Annotated in this window: 16 protein-coding genes; 5 read left to right on the top strand and 11 right to left on the bottom strand. The window is 71.4% G+C overall.

Annotated features, from left to right (window positions below; genetic code table 11):
- Nucleotides 1-55 precede the first annotated feature (55 nt).
- On the bottom strand, nt 56-1591 hold the full coding sequence (locus tag AMK18_RS05095; RefSeq protein ID WP_073861791.1) for a glycoside hydrolase family 43 protein: 1536 nt from the start codon (nt 1589-1591) through the stop codon (nt 56-58).
- Between the two features lie 152 nt (nt 1592-1743).
- Nucleotides 1744-3192 carry an endo-1,4-beta-xylanase gene (locus AMK18_RS05090; protein WP_073861790.1) on the bottom strand — a complete coding sequence of 483 codons (1449 nt, stop codon included), beginning with the start codon at nt 3190-3192 and terminating at the stop codon, nt 1744-1746.
- 304 nt (nt 3193-3496) lie between these two features.
- On the opposite strand from AMK18_RS05090, the gene AMK18_RS05085 reads away from it, so the two are divergent.
- On the top strand, nt 3497-4969 hold the full coding sequence (locus AMK18_RS05085; protein ID WP_073861789.1) for a non-reducing end alpha-L-arabinofuranosidase family hydrolase: 1473 nt from the start codon (nt 3497-3499) through the stop codon (nt 4967-4969).
- A 50-nt stretch (nt 4970-5019) separates the two neighbouring features.
- On the opposite strand, the gene AMK18_RS05080 is transcribed toward AMK18_RS05085, so the two are convergent.
- The 6 genes from AMK18_RS05080 to AMK18_RS05055 all read right to left on the bottom strand — a co-directional run bounded on the left by AMK18_RS05080 (nt 5020) and on the right by AMK18_RS05055 (nt 10224).
- Nucleotides 5020-6678, bottom strand: a complete 1659-nt coding sequence (locus tag AMK18_RS05080; RefSeq protein WP_073862296.1) for a catalase — start codon at nt 6676-6678, stop codon at nt 5020-5022.
- 158 nt (nt 6679-6836) lie between these two features.
- Nucleotides 6837-7082, bottom strand: a complete 246-nt coding sequence (locus AMK18_RS05075) for a DUF6480 family protein (RefSeq protein WP_073861788.1) — start codon at nt 7080-7082, stop codon at nt 6837-6839.
- 134 nt (nt 7083-7216) lie between these two features.
- Entirely contained in the window at nt 7217-7483 is a 267-nt protein-coding gene (locus tag AMK18_RS05070) for a DUF4235 domain-containing protein (RefSeq protein ID WP_018100035.1), read from the bottom strand.
- Nucleotides 7480-7794, bottom strand: coding sequence for a hypothetical protein (locus AMK18_RS05065; protein ID WP_018100036.1), 315 nt, complete (start codon nt 7792-7794; stop codon nt 7480-7482). The genes AMK18_RS05070 and AMK18_RS05065 overlap by 4 nt, the downstream gene beginning before the upstream one ends.
- Before the next feature lie 281 nt (nt 7795-8075).
- On the bottom strand, nt 8076-9626 hold the full coding sequence (locus tag AMK18_RS05060) for a pectate lyase family protein (protein WP_073861787.1): 1551 nt from the start codon (nt 9624-9626) through the stop codon (nt 8076-8078).
- 172 nt (nt 9627-9798) lie between these two features.
- Nucleotides 9799-10224, bottom strand: a complete 426-nt coding sequence (locus tag AMK18_RS05055; RefSeq protein ID WP_073861786.1) for a DUF3592 domain-containing protein — start codon at nt 10222-10224, stop codon at nt 9799-9801.
- Between the two features lie 316 nt (nt 10225-10540).
- On the opposite strand from AMK18_RS05055, the gene AMK18_RS05050 reads away from it, so the two are divergent.
- Entirely contained in the window at nt 10541-11455 is a 915-nt protein-coding gene (locus tag AMK18_RS05050; protein WP_073861785.1) for an AurF N-oxygenase family protein, read from the top strand.
- A gap of 21 nt (nt 11456-11476) precedes the next feature.
- Complete coding sequence (locus AMK18_RS05045) at nt 11477-13111, top strand: FAD-dependent oxidoreductase (RefSeq protein ID WP_073861784.1); 1635 nt, start codon at nt 11477-11479, stop codon at nt 13109-13111.
- Nucleotides 13112-13121: 10 nt separating this feature from the next.
- Here the strand turns inward: AMK18_RS05045 and AMK18_RS05040 are convergent, their stop codons facing one another.
- Complete coding sequence (locus AMK18_RS05040) at nt 13122-13646, bottom strand: DoxX family protein (RefSeq protein ID WP_073861783.1); 525 nt, start codon at nt 13644-13646, stop codon at nt 13122-13124.
- A gap of 234 nt (nt 13647-13880) precedes the next feature.
- Between AMK18_RS05040 and AMK18_RS05035 the strand changes: the two genes are divergently transcribed.
- The gene (locus AMK18_RS05035; protein ID WP_018100042.1) at nt 13881-15896 is read left to right on the top strand and encodes an NADPH-dependent 2,4-dienoyl-CoA reductase; all 2016 of its coding nucleotides are present in this window, start codon (nt 13881-13883) and stop codon (nt 15894-15896) included.
- Nucleotides 15897-15944: 48 nt separating this feature from the next.
- Nucleotides 15945-16481: a PadR family transcriptional regulator gene (locus AMK18_RS05030; protein ID WP_018100043.1), complete on the top strand. Its 537-nt coding sequence runs from the start codon at nt 15945-15947 to the stop codon at nt 16479-16481.
- 33 nt (nt 16482-16514) lie between these two features.
- Here the strand turns inward: AMK18_RS05030 and AMK18_RS05025 are convergent, their stop codons facing one another.
- Both AMK18_RS05025 and AMK18_RS05020 read right to left on the bottom strand, forming a co-directional pair.
- Nucleotides 16515-17450, bottom strand: coding sequence for a hypothetical protein (locus AMK18_RS05025; RefSeq protein WP_079199222.1), 936 nt, complete (start codon nt 17448-17450; stop codon nt 16515-16517).
- A complete protein-coding gene (locus AMK18_RS05020) occupies nt 17447-18262 on the bottom strand; it encodes a phosphatase PAP2 family protein (protein ID WP_073861782.1) in 816 nt (271 codons plus the stop codon). The genes AMK18_RS05025 and AMK18_RS05020 overlap by 4 nt, the downstream gene beginning before the upstream one ends.
- Nucleotides 18263-18388: the final 126 nt, after the last annotated feature.

Below are 18388 nucleotides of genomic sequence, written 5' to 3'. Positions count from 1 at the left end.
AACCGGGGAGGGGGCTCTTCGCAGGCCGGGGGCCGCTTCGGGCAGGCCCAGGGCCTCATACGGAGGGCGGCGGAGCCGGGACGTACTCGTACCGGTCGAACGCGACCGAGCCCCGTGTGGCGTACATGCCGATCACCCGGCCGGTGAAACCGCAGGCGACCTCGGTGGACAGGTAGCGCCCGTCCAGCTCGGCCAGCGGCGAGGCGTCCGGCGCTTCAGGATCGCCGAGCCAGAAGGCGAGGGTGTCGGGACCCGTGGTGCCGCCGTCCGTGAGGTGGGGCGAAGCGGGAACGAGGCCCTGCGTACGGATCGCCACGGTGAGGTGCAGCGGCCCGGCGGCGACCGCCTTGCGGGCCACGGTCCGGCGCAGGGGGCCGATGCGGGCGACGACGCGGACCTCCCCGTCGCCGGCCTCCACCTCGTAGTGGTGGGCCTCGTCCAGGCGCACGCAGAGACCGCCGCGGCCCGTGCCGGGGTCGATCAGTGCGGTGACCCGGCAGTCGTGGTGCTGCTGGCGGCGGCCGACGAACGTGTACCCGGGGGTGTCCAGGGTGGGGCCCGTGGCGTGGAGAACCAGCCGGCCGGGCTGGTCGGTGAGGGACCAGGAGCCTTCCGGGCGGGTGAACGGCGAGATCCAGTGCGGCGCGAGAGTCGGCGCGTCGAAGTCGTCGCGGGCCAGCGGCGCGGCGACGGGATGCCAGGCACCGCCCGGCGCCGGGTGCTTCCCGGGGACGGGCGCGACCACGGGCCAGCCCTCGTCGTCCCACTCGACGGGGGTCAGGTACGTCTCGCGGCCGAGCACGTGCACGTCGGGGGTGAAGCCGCGTGGGCGGACGCCGAGCAGCACCATCCACCAACTGCCGTCCGGAGCCTCCACCAGGTCGGCGTGGCCGGTGTTCTGAATGGCGCGGGCGGTGCCGCTGTGGGAAAGCAGCGGGTTGCCGGGTGCGCCCTCCCAGGGGCCGCGCGGCGAGCGGCTGCGGGCGATGGACACGCTGTGGCCGCGTTCCGTGCCGCCTTCCGCGATCAGCAGGTACCACCAGTCGCCGATGCGGTAGAGGTGCGGCGCCTCGGGGAACTTGAGACCGCTGCCCGACCACGTGGGGAAAGGTCCCTCCAGGACCTTCCCCGTGACCGGGTCGATCCTGGCCATGTTGATACCCCCGGCGGGTCCGGAGAAGGCGCACCAGCAGGTGCCGTCCTCCTCCCAGGCGAGGTCGGGGTCGATGCCGGTCAGGTCGATCCACACCGGATCGCTCCACGGCCCCTCGGGCCGCTCGGCCGTGACGACGAAGTTGCCGCCCCCGTCGATGTTGGTGTTGATGACCCAGTAACGGCCGTCGTGGTGGCGGATCGTGGGCGCGTACAGGCCGCCGGAGGCCTTGGCGCCGGGGAGGGGCAGGGGCAGCTGCCCTGGGCGGTCCAGGACGTTGCCGATCTGCTCCCAGTGCACCAGGTCCTTGCTGTGGAAAAGGGGCAGCCCCGGGAAGTACTCGAAGCTGGAGCACACCAGGTAGTAATCGTCACCGACCCGGCAGACGCTCGGATCGGGGTGGAAGCCGCTGATCACCGGGTTTTCGTACGTGTGCACGGAAGCGGTTCCCTTTCGAGGTGCCGGTGCGGGGGTTGCTCGACGGGCGGGGCGGGGAGGCCACGCCGCGGGGGGCCACCGCCGTGACGGCGGTGGCCCCCGGGGCTCTCAGCGGATTCCCCGTCGGGCGAGGAGGCCGAGGCGGGACCTTGTCAGGACGACAGGGCCCAGCGCTGGTTGCTGCCGCCCGAGCAGGTGTAGAGCTGGAGCTGGGTGCCGTTGGCGGTGCCGGCTCCCACGGCGTCGAGGCAGAGTCCCGACTGCACGCCGACGATGGATCCGTCGGAGTTGAGCCGCCACTTCTGGTTGTCGCCGCCCCAGCAGCTGTAGATCTGGATCTTGGCGCCGTTGCCGCTGCCGGCGGCGTCCAGGCACTTGTTGCCGTAGACCCGCAGTTCCCCGGCGGAGGTGGACGCCCACTGCTGGTTGGTGGCGTTGTGGCAGTCGTACAGCTGGACCGCGGCGCCGTCCGAGGTGCTGGAGTTGGGCACGTCCACGCAACGGCCGGAAGCGACGCCCTTCAGCTGCCCGCTCCCCTCGTTCCCGCCCGGGTCGGGGGGCGTGGTGGAGCCGCCGTTGAGGGCGTTCAGGACGGAGGTGTAGGCGGCCTTCTTGCTGCCGTCGTTGTTGAACAGCAGCGGCGTGTCACTCGATCGCCAGGAGTCGCTGTCGCGGACGCCCCAGACGGTGATACCGAGGCAGCGCGATACGGCCAGGCAGTCGTTGGTCACGTTGGCGTAGGTCGAGGCCGACGCGCCCTGGATGTCGAGCTCGGTGATGGCCACGTCCACGCCGAGGGCGGCGAAGCTCTGCAGGGTGGTGCGGAAGTTGCTGTCGTACGGGCTGCCGCTGTTGAAGTGGGACTGGAAGCCGACGCAGTCGATGGGCACGCCGCGCTGCTTGAAGTCCTTGACCATGTTGTACACGCCCTGGGTCTTGGCCCAGTTCCAGTTCTCGATGTTGTAGTCGTTGTAGCAGAGCTTGGCGGCCGGGTCGGCGGCGCGCGCGGTACGGAAGGCCACCTCGATCCAGTCGTTGCCGCTGCGCTGGAGGTTGGAGTCGCGGCGACCACCCGAATTGCCGTCCGCGAACGCCTCGTTCACGACGTCCCACTGGGCGATCTTGCCCTTGTAGTGGCCCATCACACCGTTGATGTGGTCGATCATCGCCTGGCGCAGGGAGCTGCCGCTGAGGCTCTGCATCCAGCTGGGCTGCTGGGAGTGCCAGGCGAGGGTGTGCCCGCGCACCTTCTTGCCGTTCTGCACCGCCCAGTTGTAGACGCGGTCGCCGGCGCTGAAGTTGAACTGGCCGCGCTGCGGCTCGGTGGCGTCGATCTTCATCTCGTTCTCGGCCGTCACCATGTTGAACTCGCGGGACGCGATCGAGGTGTAGGCCGAGTCGCCGAGCTTGCCCGAGGCGATGGCGGTGCCGAAGTAGCGTCCGCTCTGCGCCGCGGCGGCACCGAGGGTGGTCTCGGCGGCGTGCGCGTCCGACGGTGCGACCAGTGCGGCGGAAGCGCCCAGGACGCCGACGAGCAGGGCCGGCAGCAGTGCGCGCAGTGGCCGGCTGAGAGCGGATCTCGGAAGGGCATACGAGCCCATGGCTGTGCCTCCTCGGTAGGGGGGATCGGGGAAGGACCGAAGCGGGGCGGGCCGCGTGGCCCGCTCAGCAACGGATGATTGAGGCTTTGACCGTGACTCGTCAATACTTCGGCCAAAGAATGTTTCCGAGTTCGAAACGAAATATTTCGAAACGCCTGACGCGGAGTTCTTCGCAAGAGAATCCGCCGTACACCTTGACTGTGAGCGCTAACATTTCTAGCTTGTGGCACCACACGCCGAGCCCTGCTCGAAACATTTCGGCGATGTCTCTGCCCTCAAACCCCTGCTCTCAGGAGGTCCCCCCATGCGGTGTCGCCCCTTGTTTCCCTTCCGCCGAGGACGGTTGCTCGCCGTCCTGGCGCCCCTGCTGCTCGTCGCCGGGTTCCTCGGTGCGCAGCCCGCCGCCGCCGCGACCGTGGACCCCAGCGCCTCGTACGTGCTGGTCAACCGCAACAGCGGCAAGGCGCTGGACGTATACAACCTGGCGACCGATGACGGCGCCCGCATCACCCAGTGGTCCCGGAACGACCAGGCCCAGCAGCAGTGGCAGTTCGTCGATTCCGGCGACGGCTACTACCGCATCAGGTCCCGCCACTCGGGCAAGGTGCTGGACGTCTACAACTGGTCGTCCGCGAACGGCGGTTCCATCGTCCAGTGGACCGATCTGAACGCCACCAACCAGCAGTGGCGGCTCGCCGACAGCGGTGACGGATATGTGCGGCTGATCTCGCGCCACAGCGGCAAGGCCCTCGAAGTGCAGGGCGCCTCCACCGCCGACGGCGCGAACATCGTCCAGTACGACGACTGGAGCGGCGCCAACCAGCAGTGGAAGCTGGTGAAGGCCGGCGACGAGAACCCCGGCACCGGTACGTGCGAGCTCCCGTCCTCCTACAGCTGGAGCTCCACGGGCGCGCTGGCGCAGCCCCGGTCCGGCTGGGCCTCGCTGAAGGACTTCACCGTCGTCCCGTACAACGGCAAGCAACTCGTCTACGCGACGACGCACGACCTGGGGTCGAGCTGGGGGTCCATGAACTTCAGCCCGTTCACCAACTGGTCGGACATGGCGTCGGCCGGGCAGAACGCGATGTCCTCCGGGACCGTCGCACCCACGCTCTTCTACTTCGCGCCGAAGAACATCTGGGTGCTCACCTACCAGTGGGGCGCGACCGCCTTCTCGTACCGGACGTCGAACGACCCCACCAACGCGAACGGCTGGTCGGCCCCGCAGACGCTCTTCTCCGGGAGCATCAGCGGCTCCGGCACGGGACCGATCGACCAGACGATCATCGGGGACGGGACGAACATGTACCTGTTCTTCGCGGGTGACAACGGCAAGATCTACCGGGCGAGCATGCCGATCGGTAACTTCCCGGGCAGCTTCGGGTCGTCCTCGACCGTGGTCATGAGCGACACCACGAACAACCTGTTCGAAGCCCCGCAGGTGTACAAGCTGCAGGGCCAGAACCGTTACCTCATGATCGTCGAAGCGATCGGTTCCCAGGGCCGCTACTTCCGCTCGTTCACGGCCACCAGCCTGAACGGGTCGTGGACGCCCCAGGCCGCGACCGAGGGCAACCCCTTCGCGGGCAAGGCCAACAGTGGCGCCACCTGGACCAACGACATCAGCCACGGCGAACTGATCCGCACCAGCGCCGACCAGACCATGACCGTCGACCCCTGCAACCTGCAGCTGCTCTACCAGGGCCGCAGCCCCCAGTCCGGCGGTGACTACGGTCTCCTGCCGTACCGGCCCGGTCTGCTGACGCTCAAGCACTGACCGCACCGGGCCGGCCCTCCCGCGGCGGACGCGCGGGAGGGCCGGTCGCGTCAGCGGGTGACGACGTGGCGCTCGTCGGGAACGCAGTGGGTCATGGTGAGACCGGTGACGTCGCGCGGCGGGTTGTCGCCGAGGCGGGAGAGGCGCTGCCGGTCCTCGTCGGTGAGGGTCTGGCCGGGCAGCGGCTCCAGGTCCTTCACGTCCGCCGGAGTGATGCGGAGCCCCTTACCGATCTTGAGGCCCAGTTCGTTCTCCACGAGCAGGAAGTGCCAGACCATCCGCTCCTGGACCGGCCGGTCGCACTGCGACAGCAGGTTGACGAGGTTGAGCACGAGGTCGTCGCGCTCCCACTGCTCCATCAGGAGGTAGCGCTGCCCGGCCTGGAGATAGTCGTTGGTCCGGGGGATGCGCTTGCGGGTGAGCCGGCCGCGCACCTCGGGGCCCACCTCGTCGTGCGTGGGGTAGTGCGCCTCACGCAGGCCGCCCGTGATGGACGGCTCGTAGTTGACGATCGGGTTCCCGCCGCCGCCGTCCACGTGATACGTCATCAGGCCGTCGCGCTGATTGGTGCGCACCGTGGCGTTCTTGGCCTGGTTCACCGGCAGTTGCAAGTAGTTGGGCCCGACCCGGTAGCGCTGGGTGTCGCTATACGAGAAGGTGCGGCCCACCAGCATCTTGTCGTCGGAGAAGTCGAGCCCGTCCACCAGCACACCGGTGCCGAAGGAGATCTGGTCGTTCTCCGCGAAGTAGTTCTCCGGCATCCGGTCGAGCACCATCCGGCCCACCGCCTTGGGCGGGAAGTCCTGCTCGGGCCAGGTCTTGGTGTCGTCCAGCGGGTCGAAGTCCAGCTCCGGATGGTCGTGGTCGTCCATCAGCTGGACGAGCAGTTCCCACTCCGGGTGGGCCCCGCGCCCCACCGCCTCGTACAGGTCCTTCGTGGCGTGACCGAGGCCGTCGGCCTGTACGTTGGCCGCGTCCTCCTCGGTCATGCTGCGCACGCCCGCCTTGGGCATCCAGTGGTACTTCACGAGGAAGGACTCGCCGGTCTCGTTGACCCACTTGTACGTGTTGACGCCGAAGCCCTGCATGTGGCGGTAGTCCGCCGGGATGCCACGCGGGCTGAACAGGTTGACCAGCATGTGCATCGACTCGGGCGTCTGCGACATGAAGTCGAAGATGCGCCTCGGCTGCTGCTCGAACGTGACGGGGTCCGGCTTGAGCGCGTGGATGACGTCGGGGAACTTGATCGCGTCCCGGATGAAGAAGATCCCCAGGTTGTTCCCGACGAGGTCCCAGTTGCCGTCCTCGGTGTAGAACTTCACCGCGAAACCGCGCGGGTCGCGCGCCGCCTCGGAGGAGTCCCGGCCGCCGATGACGGTCGAGAAGCGCACCGCGACGTCCGTGCGCTTTCCGCGCTCCTGGAAGAGCTTGGCGCGGGTGAAGCGGGCGACGGGCTCGTCGCCGAGGGCACCGTACGCCTCGAAGTAGCCGTACGCGGTCACGCCCCGGGCGTGCACGACGCGTTCGGGGATCCGCTCGCGGTCGAAGTGGCTGATCTTCTCCAGGAACTGGTAGTTCTCCAGCGTGGCCGGGCCGCGGGCGCCGACGGTGCGCTGGTTCTGGTTGTCGTACACGGGGTGGCCCTGCCGGTTGGTGAGCGTCTCGCGCTCGTCACCGGCGGCGGGCCCCCTGCTCGATACGTCCGTCACGTGCGTCGACTCCTTCGGAACGTGCATGTATGCGCCTTTTCCTCAAGCTATGCGAGGTCGACGCACCCGGCAGGGCGGGCCGCCCGTGCGGGCGCGCGGACACAGCCTTCCCGCCGGGCGGGTTCGGCTGTTCGGGTTCGGGTCGCCGCTCCCCCGCGTCAGAGCAGCAGGATGATCGCGTACACCAGGAAGAACGCCGCCATGAGCAGCGTGATGCCGATGATCAGCGCCATCGGGGCCTTGGCCCAGCCCTTCGGCGGGTTGTACGTGGTGTCCTGGGGCCCCGCCCCCGACAGGCCGCTCTCAGGGGGCGGCGTCTCCCCGGGCGGCACTCCGCCGGCGGCTTGCGGTCCTGTGGTCTCGCGGCGTTCCCGGTCCGGGTCGGGGGTCTGCGAAGGAGTCATGTGATCCACGTTCCCCGAAGAACGCCGGGTTCGCCCGCGCACGGCCCGCGTGCGCCTGCCGGCGGTTCCTGGTACGCGGAGGGGGCCGGCGCCCGAGATCCGGCGTCGGCCCCCTCCGTTTCCGCCGCGCCGCTTCAGCCCGGCCAGCTGCCCGTCAGGCGGCGGGCGGTCACCGCGCCGGAACGCTCTATCGCCGCCTTGACCACGGCGAAGATCGCGCCCTGGACGGCAGCGGCGAGCAGGATCTCCCTCCAGCGGCGGTCCTCGTCCATGGCGTCGGGGGCATCGCCCTCGCCCTCGATGACCTTCCACACCTGCTTGAACGCCATGCCCGCGAGCATGCCGCCCGCGGCGCCCAGGATGAGCCCGACCGGCTTGTAGGCGATCTTGGCCGCGTTCACCGGCGGTGGCCCCGGCCGCGGCGGACCAGCATGACCACCGCGAGCAGGGCCCCGGCCGCGAGCAGCGGGGTGCGGTGGGCGCGCGCCGCGGTGGCGGCCTGGCCCGCGGTCTCCCGCAGGGGTTCCGGCGCCTTGTCCGCCGCGTACTGTCCGGCCTTCGCCGCGCTCTCGCGTACCTGGGCCGCGGCCTGGGCCGTCTTCTCCAGCACGGGGTCCGGCGTGCGCTCCTTCAGCTTCTGGGCGACCAGTGCCGCCTTGTCGCGCACCTGGACGGTGGCCTGGGCTGCCTTCTCCGCGGTCTCCTGCTTCACAGCGGTCGTCCTCTCCTGCGTCTGCGCCTTGTCGCGGGCCTCGACGCTGTCGATGGTCTCCTCGGGTGCCGGCTCCCCGTCTCGGATCTGCCGGCTGCCCGCCGGGGCGGTGCCCTTGCGTACCGCCTGCCCGGCTCCATGGTGGTCATACGGGGCCGGGCGTTCTTCCTTGATCGTCCGATTCGCGGGCCGCGCCCATCCGTCCGGCGCAGTGGTGCGCGAAGGGCCGGCCCGGGGAGGGTGGAGCTCCCCGGACCGGCCCGGCTGTGCGGGCGGGGCCGCTATCCCGCGTACGTCTCGAACTCGGCGATCCTCGGCGTGCCACCGGCCGAGGTGATCTCGAAGGTGATCTTGCGCAGGGAGGTGGCCGGGATGGTGATCGTGCCCGCGCCGCTGCCGGTCTTGAGGACCGCTCCGGTGTCGGCGTTCAGGAGCCGCCAGGAGCCGGTCACGCCCTGGGCGCCCGCGGCCTCGCGGATGGTGACGGCGGAGACCGTGGTGGCGGAGGGCCACTTGACGGAGATGGAGCCGGTCGATCCGGCCGGGGACCAGTAGGTGTTCAGGTCACCGTCGCGCACGTTGCCGTAGCTGGTTCCGCTCGCCTTGCTGGAGCCGTCGGCACCGGCGCCGAGGCTGAGGTTGGTGCCGGCGGGTGTGGTCGGGTCGGTCGGGTCCGTGGGATCGGTCGGGTCGGTGGGGTCCGTCGGATCGGTCGGGTTCGTCGTGGAGCAGTTGCCGTCCGAGACCTTGAGCCCCTTGTTGGCGCCCGCCGTGCTGGTCACGATCGCGGGCACGCAGGAGGACGCGTCGAGGGTGTACGCGTAGGGGATGCTGACCGTGGTGTTGGACTGCGGGTTCGGGCCGGCCGGGTGGTTCTCGGTGCCGGGCGAGGACCAGGTGACGTTGTCGAAGGTGTTGCCGCTGACCTGCCAGTACCCGGTGGTGTCGGTGTAGAAGGTGCCCAGGACGTCCTTGGAGTCCTTGAAGTAGTTGTTGTCCACCTTGGCGTGGGCACCGGCCCGGGAGTTGATCCCGGACTTGTTCAGCTTCACGTAGTAGTTGTTGTAGATGTGGGCGATGCCGCCGCGCAGCAGCGGTGTGCGCGAGTCGACGTTCTCGTACAGGTTGTGGTGGAACGTGACGTAGCCGTTGTCGAGCTGGGTCTCGCTGGAGCCGATGAGGCCGCCCCGGCCGGAGTTGCGCAGGGTGCTGTAGGACAGCGTCACGTACTGGGTGTTGTCCTTCATGTCGAAGAGGCCGTCGAAGCCGTCGTCCTCGCCGCCGGACGCCTCCAGGGTCGCGTGGTCGACCCAGACGTTGCGGACGTCGCTCTCCATGCCGATGGCGTCGCCGCCGTTGGAGGTGGGCGAGCCGGACTTCTTGACGTTCTTGACGGTCACGTTCTGGATGATGATGTTGCTGGACTGGCGGATGTGGATGCCCAGTTGGTCGAAGACGGCCCCGCTGCCGACGCCGACGAGGGTGACGTTGCTGATCTGCTTGAGCTCGATGACACCGGCCGCCGTGTTGCAGCTGTCGCCGGACACCTTGGCGGTGTTGGCGTGGTTGATGGTGCCCTCGACCTCGATGATGATCGGGGTGCTGCTGCTGGCCCGGCCGCACAGGGCCTGGTGGATCTGGGTCCCGGTGGTGGCCCGTACGGTCTGCCCGCCCGCGCCGCCCGTGGTGCCGCCGTTCTGGCTCGCGTAGCCGGTGGCGCCGCCCGCGACGGCGGCGGATGCCGCGGGCATCGTCAGGACCGCTCCGGCCGCGGCCGCCAGGGCCATCGTGGACAGCGCCGCAGAAAGTCTCAGTGCGACTGGTCGCCTCATGTTCGTTCCCATTCGTCGAAGAGAGATGGAAAGCGCTTTCTGATGGGCGAGGATAGGGGTGCCAAGACTTGCCGTACAAGTATGTGAACACGAAAAGATGGCGCTTTCTTGATTTGGGCACGTCAACGCCCGGTCGGAGCCGGGACGTTACGGGCCCAACCGGGGCGTCTCCTCAGAGCACGTCGGCGAGAACGGCCGCGGTCACCAGCGCGAAGGCGCACCCCAGCCCCGCCACCAACTCCCTGGCGCGCCGGGTACCGAAGCCCGGAGCCTGCGCGGTCGCGCCCTCGGGGGCGTCCTCCGCGTAGTACACGGTCACGAAGTCACCCTCCGCTGCGTCCAGTTGGCGGCGGCGCTCCTCGAAGGAGACGGTCCGGCCGGCCTCCGTGCGGAACTCCAGGATGGCGTGCGACTGGGTGATCAGGACCCCCTCGGCATCCTGCGCCTCCTCCGTGCGAACGCCCGTGCACCGCGCCTCGGCGGTGCGCCCGGCCCATGCGGCCCGCAGCCGGGGGCCCTCCATCTGCCGGTCGAGGCTCCGCGCGAGGGACACGGCCGCGGAGACGGCGATGACGAAGTAGACGGCGGCGATGACCATGACGCTCCCCCGGGTCGGACTGCCCGGGGCCGGCGCCGCCGGGCCGCGGCAGATCACCATCGTCCCCCGCGCCCCGAGCCGCGGACAAGGGCCCGCGCCAACCCCGGGGTGACGCCCGCACCGTGGAGAGAACGTACGAATTTCCTACGCGGGGGTAGTGAGCGCGTGCCTCTTGCTATACCTTCCGTCTAACAGCTTGCTAGACGTCGCGTCTAACAAGCGAGGGCGGCGTCCGACGGCCGGCGATCTCATCGGGCCGTACCCGATGAGGGCCGGACGGCGCCGGGGCCGATCTCTCGAGTCAAGGAGCCGCAGCATGGCAAGCAGCACCGTTCGGCCGGAGGACCAGGACCGGGCCGCCGAGCAGGACGTCGCCCGGCGCCTGCTCGATTCGTCCGCGAAGCTCTCGTACGACCCGGCCACCGAGGTGGACTGGGACACCCCCCTCGACACGGACCACCACGGGGCGAGCCCCGAGTGGAGCACCCTCTACGCCACCGCGTACTGGGGCGAACTGACGGAGGCTCAGCGCAAGGCGCTGACCCGGCAGGAGGCCGCTTCCGTCGCCAGCACCGGCATCTGGTTCGAGATGATCCTCCAGCAGATGGTGCTGCGGGACATGTACGCCAAGGACCCGACCGACCCGCGCTTCCAGTGGGCGCTGACCGAGGTGGCCGACGAGTGCCGGCACTCGATCATGTTCGCCCGGGGCGCGGCGAAGCTGGGCGCACCGGCGTACCGGCCGCGCCGCCCGGTGGTCGAACTGGGCCGCGCCTTCAAGACCCTTGCCTTCGGCGAGGCGGCGTACGCGGCGATCCTCGTGGCGGAGGAGGTGCTCGACGTGATGCAGCGCGACTGGATGCGCGACGAGCGCGTCGCGCCGTTCGTCCGCACGATCAACAACATCCATGTGGTGGAGGAGTCCCGCCACATGAAGTTCGCCCGCGACGAGACCCGCAAGCGGCTGCGTGACGCGGGCCCGGTGCGCCGCCACCTCAACGCGCTCGTCGTCGCCATCGCCTCGTACTACATCGTCACCAGCATGGTGAACCGGGACGTCTACGCGAACGCCGGTCTGGACGCCGCCCGGGCGCGGGCCGAGGCGAAGACCAACGAGCACCACAAGTCCCTGATGCGGTCGAGCTGTTCGGGGCTGATGGAGTTCCTGGCCTCGGCCCGTCTGCTGACGAAGCCGGCCCTGTTCTTCTACAAGCGCGCCGACCTGATCTGACCCGAGCCGAGAGCCCGAGCCATGACCTACGCCATCACCCAGACCTGCTGCAACGACGCCACCTGTGTCGCCGTGTGCCCCGTCAACTGCATCCACCCGACGCCGGAGGAACCGGACTTCGGCCGTACGGAGATGCTGTACGTCGACCCGGAGACCTGCATCGACTGCGGGGCCTGCGCCGACGCCTGCCCGGTGGACGCGATCTTCCCGGTGGACAGCCTCTTCGGGGCGCGCAAGGAGTACGCCGCCATCAACGCGGCCTACTACGCGGACCGGGAGCCGGAGCCCGCCACCGGGCCCAACTTCCATGCCTGGGGCGCCCCTTCCTTCGAGCGGAGCCTGCCGGCCGACTTCGCGCCGATCCGGGTCGCGGTCGTCGGCACCGGGCCCGCCGGGATGTACGCGGCCGAGGACCTGCTGCTGCACACCAACGCCGAGGTGACCCTGATCGACCGGCTTCCGGTGGCCGGCGGGCTCGTCCGGTACGGCGTCGCGCCGGACCACCCGGGGACGAAGGGGGTCGGCGAGACCTTCGCACGGTTCCACGCCCACCCCAGGGTGCGGATGCACCTCGGGGTCGAGATAGGTACGCACCTCTCCGCCGAGGAGCTGTCGGCGCACCACGACGCGGTGATCTACGCGGTCGGGGCGGGCGCCGACCGCCGGCTCTCGATCCCGGGCGAGGACCTGCCGTCGAGCATCGCGGCGACCTCGTTCGTCTCCTGGTACAACGCGCACCCGGAGGTGGCTCCGGACACGGTGGACCTGTCCCGGGCCGAGCGGGTGGTCGTCGCCGGGAACGGCAACGTGGCACTCGACGTGGCGCGCATCCTCGTCGCGGACCCGGCGGGGCTCGCGGGCACCGACATCGCCGACCACGCGCTCGCCGCCCTGCGGGGCTCCGGGGTGCGCGAGGTCGTGCTGCTCGGGCGGCGCGGCCCGGAGGACGCCGCCTGTACGTCGTCCGAGCTGCTCGCGCTCAAGCATCTTCCGGGCGTGGAGCTGGTGGTGGACGACCACGATCCGCGTATCGGCCACGCGATCGAGGACGCGGTCCCGGGCAGCGCGGCCGCCGTGCTGCGCGGGGTGCGCCGGAAGTCCGTGGACTGGACGCGGCCGCCTGCGGAGGGGCGGCGCATCGTGCTCCGCTTCCACTCGGCGCCCGTGGAGATCACCGGCCGGGACGACGTGGAGGGCGTCCGGGTCACGGCGGACGGGGGCGAGTCCGCGATACCGGCGCAGCTGTTCCTGCGGGCCATCGGCTACCGGGGCCTCGCGGTGCCCGGGCTGCCCTTCGACGAGGCGAGCGGCACGGTGCCGCACGAGGGCGGCCGGGTGGCGGGCCGGTCCGGCACGTATGTCGTCGGCTGGATCAAGCGGGGGCCCTCCGGGGGCATCGGTGCCAACCGCACCTGCGCCGCCGAGACGGTCGGCACGCTGCTCGCGGACGCGGTCGCCGGTGCGCTCCCCTCCCCCGCCCACCCCGCCAAGGCGTTCGGCCGCCTGGTCCGGGGCCGCAGCCGCCAGGTGGTCGACGCGCGCGGTCTGGCCGCGATCGACCGGGCCGAGCGGGCGCGGGGCCGGGACGGCGGGCGCCCGAGGGTGAAGTTCGGCACGGTCCCGGAGCTGGTCGCGGCGTCGAAGGGGCGCCGCTGAGGGGGACCCCTCAGAACTCCTCCGGCTCCGGCATGCGCGCCCGCGCCCGCTTGCCGACCACCGCCGCGGCCGCCGCCGCGCTGCCCGCGAAGGCCAGGGCGACCGTCCACGGCTGGTTGAACGCGTGGCCCGTCGCATGGTCGACGGAGTAGCGGCCGGGGCCGGTCAGGCCGATCGCGGCGGCGGTGAAGCCGAGGAACGCCGGGTATTCGTAGCCGCCGCCCTGCGCGAAGAAGCCCGCGGGGGCGTGGACGGCCACCGCGCCCGCCATCGCCCCGGCCGCCGCCGCACCGGCGGCGGGGGTGGCCAGGCCCAGGGCGAGCAGCACGCCGCCGCCCGCCTCGCCGAGCCCGGCGGCGAGCGCGCTGTGCTTCGGCGGATGGAAGCCCATCGCCTCCATCGCGGCGGTGGTCCCCTCGATGCCCCCGCCGCCGAACCAGCCGAAGAGCTTCTGCGCTCCGTGCGCGGCGAGCACCGCGCCGGTGCCGGCGCGCAGGACGAGCAGACCGAGGTCGTGACGGTTGACGCAGCCCATGGGGGTCTCCGGTGGGTTCCGGGGCCCCGCCCGGACGGCACGGGCCCCTCGTTTCCGTACGTCACCACTCTCCGCGCCCCACGGAGCACGGGGACCGCGGTGTTACTCCATCCGGGCGACTCACGCCGGGCCGTGAGCCGTGACACAGTGCGACGAACACCATTGTGCAACTTGTTGCACAATGGTGCGGCGGTGGATTAGAACTGGGGCGACGCCACAGCGAGGAGCCGCCGCATGAGCCCGTATCCGCACCTTCTGAGCCCGCTCGACCTCGGGTTCACCACCCTGCCGAACAGGGTCCTGATGGGGTCGATGCACGTCGGCCTGGAGGAGGTCGAGAACGGCTTCGAGCGCATGGCGGCCTTCTACGCCGAGCGCGCCCGGGGCGGCGTCGGCCTCATGGTCACCGGCGGCATCGCGCCCAACGAGCGCGGCTGCACGTTCCCCGGCGGGGCGAAGATGACCACCGAGGCGGAGGCGGCCGAGCACGCCCGGGTGACCTCGGCGGTGCACGAGGCGGGCGGCCGGATCGCCATGCAGATCCTGCATTTCGGCCGGTACGCGCACCACCCGGACCTGGTGGCGCCGAGCGCGCTCCAGGCGCCGATCAGCGCGTTCACCCCGCACGCCCTGACCGACGACGAGGTCGAGGCGACGATCGAGGACTTCGCGACGGCGGCGGCGCTGGCCCGGAGCGCGGGGTACGACGGCGTCGAGATCATGGGCTCCGAGGGCTATCTGATCAACGAGTTCATCGCCTCGGCGACCAATCACCGCGAGGACCGCTGGGGCGGCTCGTACGAGAACCGCATCCGGTTCCCCGTCGAGATCGTGCGCCGGGTCCGCGAGCGCGTGGGCGACGACTTCATCATCATCTACCGGCTGTCGATGCTGGACCTGGTGCCCGGCGGCTCCTCCCTGGAGGAGGTCGTGCACCTGGCCCGGGAGATCGAGGCGGCCGGTGCGACGATCATCAACACGGGCATCGGCTGGCACGAGGCCCGTATCCCCACCATCGCGACCTCGGTCCCCCGGGCCGCGTTCACCTGGGTCACCGAGAAGGTGCGCGGGGCGGTCTCCGTACCGCTGGTGACGAGCAACCGGATCAACACCCCCGAGGTGGCGGAGCAGGTGCTCGCGTCGGGCCGTGCGGACATGGTGTCGATGGCCCGGCCGTTCCTCGCCGACCCGGACTTCGTCGCGAAGGCGGCGGCGGGGCGCGCGGACGCGATCAACACCTGCATCGGCTGCAACCAGGCGTGCCTGGACCACATCTTCAGCGGCAAGGTCACCTCCTGCCTGGTCAATCCGCGCGCCTGCCACGAGACGGAACTCGTCCTGTCGCCGACCCGGACCCGCAAGCGCGTCGCCGTCGTCGGCGCCGGTCCCGCCGGTCTCGCCTGCGCGGTCACGGCCGCCGAGCGCGGCCACGAGGTGACGCTCTTCGACGCGGCCGAGGAGATCGGCGGTCAGCTGAACGTCGCCCGCCGGGTGCCCGGCAAGGAGGAGTTCAACGAGACGCTGCGCTACTTCCGCACCCGGCTCGCGGAGGAGAAGGTCGCCCTGCGGCTCGGCACTCCGGTCGGCGCCGGGGACCTCGACGGCTACGACGAGGTCGTGCTGGCCACCGGGGTCACTCCCCGCACGCCCGCGATCCCCGGCGTCGACCACCCGAGCGTCGTCAGCTACCTGGACGTGCTGCGCCACGGCGCGCCGGTCGGCGACCGGGTCGCGCTCGTCGGCGCGGGCGGGATCGGCTTCGACGTGGCGGAGTTCCTGACGGACGGCGGCGAGGAGGCGAGCCTGGACCCGGAGGTGTTCTTCCGGCAGTGGGGCGTCGACACCGCGTACCGCGGGCGCGGCGGCCTCGCGGCCCCGGAGCGCCCGAAGACTGCGCGCACCGTCCATCTGCTCCAGCGCAAGGCGAGCAAGGTCGGCGCGGGCCTCGGCAAGACGACCGGCTGGATCCACCGCACCGAGCTCCGTCACCGCGGGGTCTCGATGACGGCGGGCGTCACGTACGACCGGATCGACGACGAGGGCCTGCACATCACGGTGGGCGAGGAGCGGCACGTACTGCCGGTCGACACGATCGTGCTGTGCGCGGGGCAGGACCCGCGCCGGGACCTGTACGAGGAGCTGCGCGCCGCCGGCCGCGAGGCGCACCTGATCGGCGGCGCCGACGTCGCGGCCGAGCTGGACGCCAAGCGCGCGATCCGGCAGGGCACGGAGCTCGCAGCCGCCCTCTGAACCGGACGGCCGGGGGAGACCCGGCCGTCCGTCCCTAGGATGCACCCCATGTCACTGCCGCACGCGATCCTCACCGCCCTGCTGGAGAAGCCCTCGTCGGGGCTTGAGCTGACCCGCAGGTTCGACCGGTCGATCGGTTACTTCTGGTCCGCCACGCACCAGCAGATCTACCGCGAGCTGGGCAAGCTGGAACAGGCCGGGCAGATCAGGGCGCTGGAACCCGCACAGCCGGCCCGGGGGCAGAAGAAGGAGTACGAGGTGCTGCCGGCGGGCCGCGAGGCGCTGTCCGCCTGGGTGGCCCGGCAGGAGGACCCCAAGCAGGTGCGCGATCCGCTGCTGCTGCGGATGCGGGCGGCGGCGGTCGTCGGGGCGCCCGGCCTCGACGCGGAGCTGCGCCGTCACCTCGCACTGCACCGGCGGCAGCTGGCGGAGTACCGGGAGATCGAGGTCCGCGACTTCCCGCCGGAGCGCGACACCCCCGGGGACCGGCTGCGGCATCTGGTGCTGCGGGGCGGCATCGACCTGGAGAACTTCTGGATCGGGTGGATCACCCGGGCGCTGGAGGACTACCCGCGGCCGACGTGACCGCGCGCCCCGTGACGCGTACGGCGTACGGATTCACTGGCGTCCCGCGCCGACCCGGCGGCGCTGCTCGCGGCGGGCGACGCGGGGGCTGCTGATGACCACCCGCGACGGGGCGGGCGGCGCGGCACCGGCCACCGCGGGCGCGGTCTGCGCCTGGGCGCGGGTCAGCAGGATCACGCCCCGGACCGCCGCCACCGTGCCGATCAGTGCCGGGACCAGTCCGGCCGGTCCGCCCTGGAACCGCTCCCCCAGCAGCGCCAGGCCGATGGCCGCGGCGGCGACCGGGTTGGCGAGGGTGACGACGGCGAGCGGGGCCCCGAGCCCGCCCCGGTAGGCGGTCTGGGAGAGCAGCAGCCCGCCCATCGCGAAGGCGGAGACCAGCACGGCGACGACCACCAGGCGCGCGCTGAGCAGCGGTCCGGTGTGGTCGGTCACCGCGACGGTCAGGGTCTGGGTGAGCGCGGACGCGACGCCGGACGTGATGCCGGAGGCCGCCGCGTGCCGCAGCCCGGGGCGGGCGCCGGGGCGGCTGAGCCCGGCGACCAGCGCCATGGTTCCGGCGCCCACGGCCAGCGCCTCGGTCATGGTCAGGGTCTCGTGCGGGGCGGCGCCGCCCGCCGTCAGGAGCAGGGCGCCGAGGCCGAGCAGGGTGAGCAGCGTGCCGCGCCACTCGGTGACCGTGACCCGGCGGTCCGCCGCCCGGGCGCCGAGCGGGACGGCCGCGACCAGGGTCAGCGCGCCGAGCGGCTGGACCAGGGTGAGCGGGCCGTACTTCAGGGCGGCCACGTGGAGCAGGGCGCCGCCCGCGTTCAGGCCGACCGCGCACCACCAGGCGCCGCGCCCCAGGAGCCGGAGCGCGCCGGTGCCGGGCGCTGTGCGGCCGGCCAGCCGGGCCTGGGCGACCGCCGCGGCGGCGTAGGCGGCGGCGGAGACGAGGGAGAGCGCGACGGCGACCAGGGTGGCGTTCACCGGTGCGCCCCGGAGGTGGCGTACACCGCACCGTGCTCCCGCTGCCGTACGACGGACGGCCACGGCTGCGGCGGGCGGACCGGTTCGGCGCGCGCGAGGCGGAGCGCGGCGAGCGAGACGGAGAGCAGCGCGGCCACCACGATCGAGTCGAGCCAGTAGTGATTGGCGGTTCCGACGATGACGAACAGGGTGATCGCCGGGTGCAGCAGCCACAGCCAGCGCCACCGGGAACGGGTGGCCACGACCAGGCCGACGCCGACCATGACGGCCCAGCCGAAGTGCAGCGAGGGCATCGCGGCGAACTGGTTGGCCATGGAGTCCGTGGCCGGTTGGGCCCCGTACACCGAAGGTCCGTACACCTGGCCGGTGTCCACGAGGTGGGTGGCGGCGAGCAGGCGCGGCGGGGCGAGCGGGAAGAGCAGGTGCAGGGCGAGCGCGGCGCCGGTGAGCGCGGCGAGGACGCGGCGCGCCCAGACGTAGTGGCGGGGGCTGCGCCAGTAGAGCCAGGCCAGGAAGAGCAGCGTGGCCGGGAAGTGCACGGTCGCGTAGTAGGTGTTCGCAAGGTGGATCAGCGTCTCGTTGTGCAGCAGCAGGCCCTGGACCGCGCCCTCGCCGGGCAGGTGCGCGGCGCGCTCGGCGTCCCAGACGTGGCCCGCGTTGCGGAACGCCTCGTCCACATGGCCGTTCGCGGCCTGGCGGCCGAGCTTGTAGATCAGGAAGAGCCCGACGACGAGAAGAAGCTCGCGGACCAGGGGCGGGCGGGCGAACGTGTCCGGCTTCCGATCGGCGGGCGTGGTGCCGGCGTACTTCACCCGGTGCCCCTTTGCTGATGCGCTTCGGCGGACGTCCGCCCTTATCGATACGCCAGTGTACCGATACGGCGGCGTATCGGTACACACGCGTATCGGTACACTGGCGTATCGATGGACCTCGTCGCA

It is taken from the genome of Streptomyces sp. CB01249 (assembly GCF_001905735.1).
GTDB lineage: Bacteria > Actinomycetota > Actinomycetes > Streptomycetales > Streptomycetaceae > Streptomyces.
The sequence above is the reverse complement of the archived record's forward strand: the minus strand, read 5'-3'. Positions and strand labels throughout refer to the sequence as shown.

Bases quoted from the DNA above. Each gene is read 5' to 3' on its own strand.
- AMK18_RS05060 (WP_073861787.1), bottom strand. From the start codon at position 9,626: ATGAGGCGACCAGTCGCACTGAGACTTTCTGCGGCGCTGTCCACGATG.
- AMK18_RS05090 (WP_073861790.1), bottom strand. From the start codon at position 3,192: ATGGGCTCGTATGCCCTTCCGAGATCCGCTCTCAGCCGGCCACTGCGC.
- AMK18_RS05030 (WP_018100043.1), top strand. From the start codon at position 15,945: ATGTCACTGCCGCACGCGATCCTCACCGCCCTGCTGGAGAAGCCCTCG.
- AMK18_RS05055 (WP_073861786.1), bottom strand. From the start codon at position 10,224: ATGGTCATCGCCGCCGTCTACTTCGTCATCGCCGTCTCCGCGGCCGTG.
- AMK18_RS05045 (WP_073861784.1), top strand. From the start codon at position 11,477: ATGACCTACGCCATCACCCAGACCTGCTGCAACGACGCCACCTGTGTC.
- AMK18_RS05035 (WP_018100042.1), top strand. From the start codon at position 13,881: ATGAGCCCGTATCCGCACCTTCTGAGCCCGCTCGACCTCGGGTTCACC.
- AMK18_RS05075 (WP_073861788.1), bottom strand. From the start codon at position 7,082: ATGACTCCTTCGCAGACCCCCGACCCGGACCGGGAACGCCGCGAGACC.
- AMK18_RS05040 (WP_073861783.1), bottom strand. From the start codon at position 13,646: ATGGGCTGCGTCAACCGTCACGACCTCGGTCTGCTCGTCCTGCGCGCC.
- AMK18_RS05085 (WP_073861789.1), top strand. From the start codon at position 3,497: ATGCGGTGTCGCCCCTTGTTTCCCTTCCGCCGAGGACGGTTGCTCGCC.
- AMK18_RS05050 (WP_073861785.1), top strand. From the start codon at position 10,541: ATGGCAAGCAGCACCGTTCGGCCGGAGGACCAGGACCGGGCCGCCGAG.